The 10511-nt window shown below is 36.0% G+C and carries 9 protein-coding genes, 1 tRNA gene and 1 pseudogene; 5 read left to right on the top strand and 6 right to left on the bottom strand.

Going from position 1 to position 10511, the window contains the following annotated elements:
* From ACILQF_RS06260 to ACILQF_RS06245, 4 genes are all read right to left on the bottom strand, one after another.
* Positions 1–230 (bottom strand): hypothetical protein (locus tag ACILQF_RS06260; RefSeq protein ID WP_395626557.1); only part of this gene is annotated, 230 nt, incomplete at its 3' end.
* 27 nt (positions 231–257) lie between these two features.
* The gene (locus tag ACILQF_RS06255) at positions 258–1970 is read right to left on the bottom strand and encodes an FAD-dependent oxidoreductase (protein WP_395626556.1); all 1713 of its coding nucleotides are present in this window, start codon (positions 1968–1970) and stop codon (positions 258–260) included.
* Complete coding sequence (locus tag ACILQF_RS06250) at positions 1967–3214, bottom strand: sugar MFS transporter (RefSeq protein ID WP_395626555.1); 1248 nt, start codon at positions 3212–3214, stop codon at positions 1967–1969. The genes ACILQF_RS06255 and ACILQF_RS06250 overlap by 4 nt, the downstream gene beginning before the upstream one ends.
* Positions 3215–3260: 46 nt before the next feature.
* A complete protein-coding gene (locus ACILQF_RS06245) occupies positions 3261–4469 on the bottom strand; it encodes an AGE family epimerase/isomerase (protein ID WP_395626554.1) in 1209 nt (402 codons plus the stop codon).
* 434 nt (positions 4470–4903) lie between these two features.
* On the opposite strand from ACILQF_RS06245, the gene ACILQF_RS06240 reads away from it, so the two are divergent.
* Positions 4904–5464: a hypothetical protein gene (locus ACILQF_RS06240; RefSeq protein WP_395626553.1), complete on the top strand. Its 561-nt coding sequence runs from the start codon at positions 4904–4906 to the stop codon at positions 5462–5464.
* Between the two features lie 34 nt (positions 5465–5498).
* On the opposite strand, the gene ACILQF_RS06235 is transcribed toward ACILQF_RS06240, so the two are convergent.
* On the bottom strand, positions 5499–7781 hold the full coding sequence (locus ACILQF_RS06235) for a BamA/TamA family outer membrane protein (protein ID WP_395626552.1): 2283 nt from the start codon (positions 7779–7781) through the stop codon (positions 5499–5501).
* Between the two features lie 80 nt (positions 7782–7861).
* Here ACILQF_RS06235 and ACILQF_RS06230 point away from each other — a divergent pair, with 80 nt between their 5' ends.
* The 3 genes from ACILQF_RS06230 (at position 7862) to ACILQF_RS06220 (ending at position 8935) form a co-directional block, all read left to right on the top strand.
* On the top strand, positions 7862–8605 hold the full coding sequence (locus ACILQF_RS06230; RefSeq protein ID WP_395626551.1) for a TrmH family RNA methyltransferase: 744 nt from the start codon (positions 7862–7864) through the stop codon (positions 8603–8605).
* Between the two features lie 51 nt (positions 8606–8656).
* Positions 8657–8727: transfer RNA gene (locus ACILQF_RS06225), tRNA-Cys, on the top strand.
* Positions 8728–8752: 25 nt separating this feature from the next.
* The gene (locus ACILQF_RS06220) at positions 8753–8935 is read left to right on the top strand and encodes a spore protein (protein WP_395626550.1); all 183 of its coding nucleotides are present in this window, start codon (positions 8753–8755) and stop codon (positions 8933–8935) included.
* Between the two features lie 81 nt (positions 8936–9016).
* Here ACILQF_RS06220 and ACILQF_RS06215 read toward each other — a convergent pair whose 3' ends face one another.
* Positions 9017–10042: a quinone-dependent dihydroorotate dehydrogenase gene (locus tag ACILQF_RS06215; RefSeq protein WP_395626549.1), complete on the bottom strand. Its 1026-nt coding sequence runs from the start codon at positions 10040–10042 to the stop codon at positions 9017–9019.
* Between the two features lie 194 nt (positions 10043–10236).
* On the opposite strand from ACILQF_RS06215, the pseudogene ACILQF_RS06210 reads away from it, so the two are divergent.
* Positions 10237–10511 (top strand): annotated as a pseudogene (locus tag ACILQF_RS06210) (lipid A phosphate methyltransferase); the annotation flags it as partial.

The following is a 10511-nucleotide window of genomic DNA, read 5'->3' as shown; positions in this document are numbered from 1 at the left end:
GGCTCCTTCCTCCTATCCGGATACCAACCACCAATGCCACTTAAAAAAACCAAGTGGCCGGAACGAATACAAGCAGAAAGCGGACTAGAGCTAGGATATTTACTCGGTATCGATACCTTTTTAGGTAGCCATTCCTCACGCTGCTTTGTGGCTGCATCCGACTTATTGATATTTACAGATCCAGCTAATGGGATCAAACTAAAACTTTTTAAAATTTCTCTTCTTTTCATATTGAGATTAATTTAAAGAAAGAATATTTATTTCCACTTCAATTCAATACCCTGTTTCACGATAAAATCCTGGAATTCAGCCAATAAATTTTTCCCCTCACGTACTTGATGTGGGATTACATTCTTTTTTAAGGAATAGCTTACCAATAAACCTACTGCTTCACCAATACTCCATTCAACTGGGTGTAGCCTGTAGCAACCATTGGTGATATGCGTGGTTCCTATATTTTTATTTGCAGGAAGCAAGTTTTCCATCCGTACTGGTAGTAATGAACCTAAAGGAATTTGAAAGGGTAAGGATGAAAAATCAATGTAATTATTTCCGCGGCTACTTGGATGTAAATCGATGTGGTAATAACCAATTCCTACACTATCATAAAAATCGGCAGCTATTTTACCGGCTTCTGCACCAGCAACCTGAATTCGGTTCTCCTGCCCTACATGTTCTTCTAAAATGGTAAACTGAGCCTTTATACGCCTAGATTCCCTAATATATGGATATTTAGCTAAGCCATCTTCTGTACCCATTACATCATTCCTTAAACGAAGTCCCGGCCAACCTTGCTTCCCATCCATGCGAGGAGCCTCAGTTTGCAGCCAATGAAAAAGGGATAAACTCAATTGCTTTCCTCTATTTACATGATAATTAAACTCCTTTTGAGATACACCCACCAGATTACCTAATGTATAATCATTCTGAGGCCAGTTAACCGTAGAAATATCCCCTTTAAAAGAACCGGGGGTAAAATTATCTTTTGCAAGTATGCGACGGTAATTCCAAAGGTTCAAAAATGGATCTGTGGAACTGCCATCAGGATTGAATCCTAATGGTTTCTTTTCCAGGGTTTTAGGATTGGAATAACTCAAATCAAGCAATTTACCTGGCCATGCAGGGGTCATTTTTGGTACTAAGTTGCGCCAAAAATCATATTCGGCAGGTTTATCACCAACATTATTTGATCCTGGAACATAGTCCATCGCAAAACACATGGTAAATGCCTGCTGATTATCAGGATCTGCTTTTAATGGCGCATGTAATTCATGAGTTTCATTTCTGGATTCAGTTCCCATCACGAATTCTGTACCGGTCAGAGGAAGTAATTCACCCGTTTCGGTAGCATCCACAAAATAAGGTGCTGTTAGAATCAAGTTACGGCCAGATCTCAAACTTTGAGCTTTCAGAGCCTTCACTTTATTACCTGAATACTCAGCGGAGCTGATTTTATGCTCAAGCAATAGCGTTAATTTACCAGAACTGATATATGGAGCAAGCATCTCCTGTAAAACTGCCAGTGAAACTCTAGGCTCATGACAAAGTGCAGAAACCATCGCATTGCCAGGATTTAACCTCGGTCTCGCCTTTGCAGCATCGGTTATTGGATAATTATTTTTGTAATAATTCCTGACCGCATTTCTATAATCACGATAAGATTTTGGGGCTCCATGCGTTTCAATCCATGCATGCTCATCAGGAGGAACACCTTGAGATGTTAACTGGCCACCAATCCAATCGGTTTCTTCGGTCATGATTACATCAAGCCCGTTGCGCAAAGCAGATAAAGCTGCTGCACAAGCACCAACTCCTCCACCAGCAATCACTACACTTGCATGCAGTTCAGCGGATTTCTGTTCTGGTACAGTTCCAGTAGCAAATGAATGATTAGGGAATGCAGATAATGCTGCTGTGGCCAAGCCGGTAGCTCCCAGCCCTGTCAGACTTATAAAACTTCTTCTTTTCATAAACTTTCAGCTTTTGACTTATAGCCGTTAATTCCAAAAAATACGATGTACAAATAACAAAGTACAGGAATCATGAATGCTACAGCCCATGTTGAATGATCCTTTAAATAACCTTGTGAAAATGAGATAATTGCACCACCTGCAATAGCGGTTGATAATATTCCCGAAGCTTTGGTGGTGTACTTGCCAAGTCCCTGAACGGACAGCGAGAAAATAATGGCGAACATCACTGAATTGAATAAACCTACACCGATCATTGACCAAACGGCAAATGTTCCAGCAGTACTCACAGAAAGTACTACAAGTAAAATTGCTGCAGCAGCGCAAATAGTTAGTATAAATGAAGGTTTTATAGTTTTTAGCAGGTAGGAGCCAATCAAACGGCCAACAAGCATACCACCCCAATAATAGGAAACATAGGAATTTGCATCCTCTATACCCATAGTTAAGGTGTCAGCGATATAGTTTGTCAGAAAAGTTCCAATTGACACTTCAGCTCCTACATAGGCAAAAATAGCCCATGAACCATAATTTAAATTACGGAATGAGAAAAGACTTCTCCTTTCTTCAGGACTTGCCACAGTACTTTCAGCGCCCGTACTAATTTTAGGTAATTTCAGATTATAAACTACAAGAGCGATAAAGATCAGCAAGGCTGCAATACCTAAATAAGGATATTTCACGGCATCGCTTGATGAACCTGATTCCTGCAAGCTCGAAAGAATATAATGAGCACCAAAAATGGGTGCTACTGTTGTTCCGATAGAACCCACTGCCTGAATAAGTGTAAGACGTGAAGATGCTGTCTTGGCCGGACCAAGAGCTGTGATATAGGGGTTAGAGGCAACTTGCAATACGACGATTCCAATTGCTAAAACAAATAAAGCAGCGAGAAACAAATAATATAGATGCATGTCGGCAGCCGGATAAAATAATAATGCTCCAATTGCTGCAATGGCAAATCCAAGAACCATCCCATTCTTAAAACCAATTTTCTCCACAATCATCCCTGCAGGGAATGACATAAGTCCGTAGGTAAGGAAAAAATAGAATTGAACGAGCGACGAATCTGCATAACTTAAGGTGAATCCTTCTTTGAAAAAAGGCACCAGAGTATCATTCAGGCAGGTAATAAAGCCATTCATGAAATACAGAACTGCAAGTGAAATAAGTGCTGGAGTGTAATTCTGGTTGCTGCTCTCATTATCTGAGATCACCACATTTTGCATGGGTATATTTGCCATATCCTATTTATTTGAGGTAACTCAGTCTTTGGCTAATTGCCAAAAGCTATTTACCATATTTTTCTTCTATTTTCTCCAGTGTCTTCCAACACTGATATAATCCGCGTGGAACGTGAAAACAACCTTTCCACTTACCCCCTTTTAGTGGAAGTAATACTTCCCCCCTACGGTTTAGATAGCCATACCATTCTCCCTTTTCGGCATCCGGGAAATGGCTCCATGTATATTTATGAACCTTTTCGAACCAATCCCAGCAACGTTGATCCCCAGTATGATAATAGCCTTTTAATAAGCTTATTAAGGTTTCAACATGCACCCACCAAAGTTTTTGATCCCATTCTAATTGCTGTGGCGGATGACCTTTTACATCCATAAAATATAAAATACCTTCAAATTCCTGATCCCAGCCATATTCCAAAATATTTATAGTGGTATCAACTGCCTTTTTTATTAGTGCCTGATCATTTCTACGCTCGGCAATATCCATGATAAACCACATAGATTCTAATCCGTGGCCAGGATTTACCAAGCGCCCATCAAACGAGTCAGAAAATGAGCCATCTGGATTTACGTTTTCAAGAATTATTCCAAGATCCTCCTGATAGAAAATATCCATCACAGAATGAATGCCATCATTTATTGTTTTTTCAATCAAGTCGCGATCCAAAAGATGCTCCAGTTCAAGAACCAGATTACATAGAATCATGGGCAAAGAAAAGCCTTGCAACGGCCTTGTACCAGGAAATGCTTTTGTATATTTGCCCTTGGGATCATTTTTTTTACGTAGGATATTATTGAAAGTATCAATGGCAAGCTTTGCATATTCTTCGGTTCCAGTAGCTTTATAAAGCTGAGCAAAAGCCATTGCTGCAAAGCAATCCGAGAAAATATTATAGGGTTGAATTAGTGGTTTTCCTTCGCGTGTAAGCGAAAAATAAAAATTACCCTCACTGTCTCTTCCGTGTTTTTTCATAAACTCAGCCCCCTGCAGTGCAAAATCAAGCCATTCTTTTTTCCGCTCAACTTGATTATAAAGCATACTAAAACACCATATTTGTCTAAACTGCAACCAAGCAAATTTATCAGTATCAAAAACGTTTCCCTCTCGATCGAGACAGGTAAAAAAACCACCAAATTCCTTATCACCTGAGTTTTTTAACCAAAAAGGAATGACATCTTTTAATAGATTGTCTTGATATTTCTCTGCGTATTGTCTGTAATTCATGATTTTCCTAATAGATTCTATAAGTCCCATTTTGAGCTTATTTTCTACTAATTAATAGAAAAATATCAAGAAAATCCAATTCTTTCAATAAAATCAAAGAAGTCTAACCTGAAAAAGGGATAAACAGTACTAATACACAGTAAATTATTAAAAATCTATCTAAGAAATTAAATTAAAAGAATCGTGTTTAAGAAAATGACAAACAAGTTTATCTTTGTGATAATTAAGCTTTTGATTATTGCAAGTAAGCATAAATTTTCCAGCCCTTAAAAGATTTAAATTAATGGGTTAAAAGGGAAAATTAATGGAGAATTATTCTTAGATCGAAAGTATGAATAATTACCAGAATGTTTATAACACATAGGAACAATCAGTTTGAGTGTTAAACATAGTGATGATGACCAAAAACTTTTTATTATCATGTTTCATATGGGATTTTTAATTTACAATAAACGATCATTTGAATGAAAATTTTTAAAATAATCTTTATCACATTATTGCTTATAGTAGCCAACAAAAAGGTACTGGCTCAGGAAGAATATATTCAAAGACAATCTGTTGCTATCACTAATTTTATGGTTAAGGAGAACCTTCTTAAAAAAAATAAAATAGCCATTATTGCAACTGATTCATTAGACATTCCGATAGAAAGCCTAAACGGGACATTTCAATTTAGCATCAATGGTTTTGGACAAGAATTAAAGTTCAACGATGGTGTGGCAGTGATGAAACAGCCGATAAATAAATCGACATTTATCTATTTAAGACACGAGAATGAATCGGGCACAAACGGTAAATTATACTATGTCTATCAAAAAGACGATAGTATCAATCCAATAAGGATTAGCTGGTGGGTTTTAGTGATAATACCCCTAATTTTAATATTATTTGCCGCCCTTTTTAGGAAGTTTATCGTAGTGGCTGTTATCCTTATGATTGGTATTTTTTATTATAATTCGAGCCAGGGACTAAAAATTCCAACTTTTTTTGATACGATTTTTGATGGAATAAGAAATTTAATTTAAAAATTATTAAAGCAGGAACCTTCATTGGTAAAGTTTAAAAAGGCATACCTATTCCGAAATTATACTGCACAAAACGGTAAATATCAGGGCGATGCGTAACTTCAAAGTCGCGTTTAAATTGCTTTTTATTGAAAATATGTTGAATCACATATTGGTCTGAACCAATAAACTGAGGATCTTTCACTTTAATACCTGCATCGAGTCTAAATACAAAATAGTTATAGTCGAATCTTAATCCGGCTCCTACTCCGATTGCCAGCTGACCTAGAAACTGATTAAATTTAAATTCACCACCCGGATTTTCAATAAAATCTGAACTTCTCCAAATATTTCCAAAATCGGCAAAGGTTGCACCTTTAACTTTCGCATTTAGGATATTATTGGCAACTTTAAATCGGTATTCAAGGTTAGCCTCTAATTTTATCTCCCCAAGTTGATCCAGATTTCGGAGATTACTTCTAAGGGTATCAGCTGTACCTGAAGTGCCAAAAACTGCTCTATTGTATTTTCCAGGTCCCAAAGTTCGTGCCTGCCATGCCCTAACACCGCTTGACCCACCCGCAAAAAAGTTCTTTTCAAAAGTCAAACGAACGCTATTTCCATAGGGAATACCAATACCAGGATTAATACGTGCCACCAATTGCTTATCACCACCAAATGAGCGATAATATCTCAAATCAAACTCTGTTTTAACATATTGTTGGTAGGGTATACCAAAAACTTGTTTAAATCCCTCTTGGTCTTCGCTGAAATTTACGATTGAATTTAATAGCGCTAAAGAATTTCCAGCAGCATCTAAAGAGCCTTTGAAATACCAAAAATTACTATAAGAATTTAACTTAACTGAATTCAGCGTAAAGGCATATTTACTGCCAAAATTAAAGAACTGTCGATCATTCGTTTTTACGTATAATTCAAATCCTCTTTGAATTAAACTATCTCTTAAAACAGCATCTAATTCTCCCTTTCTAAATTCAATATTTATTGGAGTAAAAGAGTGTAACTTTCGTTTTGTTTCAACCCAATCATAGGTAATGGAGTTTATAAAAACGCGACTTGAAAATGCTTCCTTCTGATCAAAAAGCTGGAAGCTACTTGAAATTGTTGTCCTAGGCATCCCATTTTTTCCCATCATAGGAACATTAAATGGGACTAATAGTTTGGGAATAACAAGATTGGCACCTAGCTGAAGATCACGGCTAAAAACACGGTCGAATACTTTCTCTGAGCTATTGGCATCAAAAAATATTCCATATTTTATTTTTAGCTCTAAAAGTTCGGCGCCACCAAAAAGATTTCTATTGGTATAAGTATTACCAATATTTAAACCATTCCGACCAGAATTGAAGATATATTCACCTTCTAATCTACTACTCATTCTCTTTAGGGGCGTAATTGTGTATTTGGGAATAAGCTTAGCCGTACTATCTCCAGTTTTTTGATAATCAATTTTTATATTTCTAAATACATTTAAATCGTACAATCGATCATAAGTAATTTCCTCATTATCAATATTATAAAGGTCATTTTTCTTTATATATATATACCGACTGATTGGTTTAGGATTAAATTTTCGGGAGTAATCAATGAAATTAAATTGAGAATCAAGGTTAACTGTGTCTAGGTTTTGAATGTCTTTTAAACCAGCGCTTGTAGTAATTGATATTTGGCTATTATCGATAAGATAGGTTTGATGAGACGATTTATTTGCAGGGTTGGTAAGAAATAATCTCAGATTAGCCTCATTATTTTTAAGATTGCTATCCACCTCAAACCTCACAAACTGACGCACATAATCAAAATAACCATGCTGTTTCATCATTCTATAAATTTGTTCACGCTCCAAGGCCAATGAATCTGAATCAAAACGTTGCCCCTCTTTTATGTGCCCAAAACGTTCACGATTAGCCATATAAAGAGCTTCTGCAATTGAATCTTGGATAAAATAAGTGACTTTATTGATTTTAAATTCGGGACCAAGATTGGCTGTAAAAACAATTTCAGCTTGTTTGTTCTTAACTTTCAGATCGCTACTCACTTTTGCATTAAAATAACCCTTAGTAGCTAAAAACTTCTCGATTTGCACACGTGAAATTTCCATCAATGAGCTATCTAAGATATGAGGAGCCTCACCAATTGCTTTAAGTCTATCGCTTCGGTATTTACCATTCCGGGTATTAAAAATATTATATAATGCTAGATTTTGCCTGGAATTTGGTCTAATATCATTCTGGACAAAGGTGGATGCCGTCTCCAAAAATTGCTTGTCAATACCCTCCAATCTGACTTTCTTAACCAAAACTTGATCCTCAGACAAATACCTAGATGCATTGCACGCAGAAAATATTAAGAACAAAAAGCTTATACTTGTAATTAAGTAAGCTCGGCAGAGAAGGTATGATTTCAAAGTCTCAAATAAGTTTTATTAAATCTTTACATCAAAAAAAGTTCAGAAAAGAACATCGTCTTTTCATCGTTGAAGGTTTTAAGTCAATTCAAGAGTTTATTAGCTCAAAATACGAAATTGATTCCATCTATCATCTTACAGATGTAATGCCAAAGTTGGGTAAATTATCACAAAATATAAAGTTACATGAGATAAGTCCCGACGAATTATCAAAAATAAGTACTTTAAATGCCCCACAGCAATTACTGGCAACTATAAAATTACCTGAGCCACAAGAAATATCTTTCGAATCTATCCAAGGTAAATTTGCATTAGCATTAGATGGTATTCAAGACCCTGGTAATTTGGGGACGATCATTCGTACTGCAGATTGGTTCGGCATAGAATACATATTCTGTTCAGAAGATACCGTTGAGGCATTTAACCCCAAGGTTGTTCAAGCTAGCATGGGGTCATTGGCAAGGGTTCAGGTAATTTATACCGACTTAAAAAGTCTATTTAGCAAAATAAAATCTCCAGTTTATGGTGCATTACTGGAGGGAGAATCAATTTATAAAACAAATTTCGGAAAGGAAGGAATCCTTTTATTAGGAAATGAAGGAAAGGGAATAAGTGCAAATCTGATGTCTGAAATTGACATTCCAGTCACAATTCCGCGCTTTGGAAATGCAGAATCTCTGAATGTTGCCATTTCAACATCAATCTTCTGTTCAGAAATTAGAAGAAATTGTTAAAAAATGTTGGGTAGCAATAATAATTTGCTACTTTTGCATTCCTTTACAAAAGGTCGGGTGGCCGAGTGGCTAGGCAGAGGTCTGCAAAACCTTTTACAGCGGTTCGAATCCGCTCCTGACCTCAAAAAAAAAATTAAATTTAAAACCATGGGTGTTACACGTTTAAAAAGAAAAGACAGAAAAAATAAGACCACTTCACGTTTAGAGGTTCAATTTTTAAAACTAGGCCGAGACATTGAAATCGGAAGTCGCTCTGCACAATCTGCTAAAAGTCAGGTTAGTAAAAACAATGCAGTATTAGCTGCAATTGAAGCAGCTGCAAAGAAGTAATTCTTTTAAATTAAGAATTTAATCCTGGTCGAAAATGATCAGGATTTTTTTTGAGTAAAAACAGATTTTTCTGTTTTTATATTAGATATTACAGATTCCCTTCAAGATTCTTTTTATCAAAGCTGGCCCTTCATAGATAAAACCTGTGTAAATCTGGATCAGAGAAGCACCTGCATTAATTTTTTCTATCGCATCTTCCGCAGAATGTATTCCACCCACTCCAATAATTACAAAAGACTTATTTGATTTTTCAGAAAGGTAACGTATTACTTCCGTGGAACGTTCACTTAAAGGCTTACCGCTCAATCCGCCGCTCTGATTTTTCAAAGTTAGATTTGAGCTTAAGTTTTCTCTAGAAAGTGTTGTATTTGTAGCAATTACACCAGTAATTTTTGTTTCAGATACAATTTCTATGATATCATCTAATTGCGAATTGGTGAGATCAGGAGCAATCTTAAGTAATATGGGCCTAGAAATACCATTCTTCATATTTCGCTGCTGCAGGGCATTCAAGATATGTTTGAGCGGTTCCTTTTCTTGTAGTTCGCGTAAACCAGGAGTATTTGGCGAGCTAACATTAACAACGAAATAATCCACTACATCAAATAAGCGATCAAAACACTTGATATAATCGCTAACAGCATCCTCATTAGGTGTTATTTTATTCTTACCAATATTCCCTCCAATAATTAAACCCTTGCGATTAACCTGCTTTAATCGTGCTGCAACAACATCAACACCCTGGTTATTAAAACCCATACGATTAATTAAGCCCTGATCTTCAGGTAATCGAAACATTCGAGGCTTTTCATTACCCGGTTGAGGCAAAGGAGTAACGGTACCAATTTCAATAAAGCCGAAACCCAGTTCAGCAAAATCTTCAATTAAAGTGGCATTTTTATCAAATCCTGCAGCTAAACCTAAAGGGTTTTTAAACTTTAAACCCATCACCTCGCGCTCGAGTCGTTTATCTTCGAATTGATATAGATTTTTTAACAAAGACTTTACACCCCAAACTTGATTCACTCTTCGCAATCCACCAGTAACTAAATGGTGGATAATTTCTGGATCAAATTTAAAAAATAGAGGTTTAATCAATTCGTACATGTTGCAAAGTTAAAGGTTTGATTGACACTTTCAGTTAGAAAAATACAAAACTTGTGCTCTAAAATATCACATTCATCAAGGAAAATATCTTAGGCTTTTAATTTCTAAATTTTTAAAAAAATAATTACAGGATTATTTTTATCAATTCACAATATTAATTGATATCTTCATGATTATTAAATTTCTTTCATAAAATGGCTTTAACTGAGCAAATGGAACGTCAGGGCACCTGGCTATTCAAGTATCGTGGCATTTTACCACTTATTATTTTCGTAATTGGTATATTTTTATTCTATAAAAATGAAACTGAGCCCGAAAATTGGGTTCTCAAAAATGAAACAGAACAATATCTTTATGAATTAGGCTGTCTTTTTGTCGCATTTATAGGATTTTTCATCCGAGTTTACACCGTAGGATATAGCCGCCCAAACACTTCCGGAAGAAATACTGATGAACAAGTTGCCGACGA

The organism is Daejeonella sp. (assembly GCF_044232565.1).
Taxonomy (GTDB): Bacteria; Bacteroidota; Bacteroidia; order Sphingobacteriales; family Sphingobacteriaceae; genus Daejeonella.
This window is presented reverse-complemented; position numbering and strand designations above follow the sequence as displayed.